Genomic DNA, 491 nt, shown 5'->3' on the forward strand with positions numbered 1-491 from the left:
AATGTCGTGACGAACGCGCCTGAAGATGCAGCGGCGATCGTCGAGCGATTGATCGCGCATCCGGCGGTGCGGCGCGTGAACTTCACCGGTTCCACGCATGTGGGCCGCATCATTGCGATGCACGCGGCGAAGCACTTGAAGCCCGCGCTGCTCGAACTCGGCGGCAAGGCGCCCGTGATCGTGCGTGAAGACGCCGATCTCGACGCGGCGGTCGCGGCCATCGCGTTCGGCGCGTTCTTCAATCAAGGCCAGATCTGCATGTCGACGGAGCGTGTGATCGTGCATCGCGCGGTGGCGTCGGCGCTCGTCGGAAAGCTGGCGGAGAAGGCGCGCACGCTGGTCGCGGCATCGCCTGCGGAGACGTCGGCGGCGCTGGGCGCGCTCGTCAGCCCGCAGGCGGCAGAGCGCGTCGGCGCGTTGATCGAGGACGCGCGCTCGAAGGGCGCGAACATCATCACGAGTGGCGAAACGAAGGGCGCGGTGATGCAACC

The 491-nt window shown here is 67.8% G+C and carries 1 protein-coding gene; it reads left to right on the forward strand.

Going from position 1 to position 491, the window contains the following annotated elements; translation table 11 throughout:
* Positions 1-491 (forward strand): aldehyde dehydrogenase family protein (locus tag P7F28_RS07975; protein ID WP_277183977.1); only part of this gene is annotated, 491 nt, incomplete at both ends.

It is taken from the genome of Caballeronia sp. BR00000012568055, assembly GCF_029439455.1.
GTDB lineage: Bacteria > Pseudomonadota > Gammaproteobacteria > Burkholderiales > Burkholderiaceae > Caballeronia.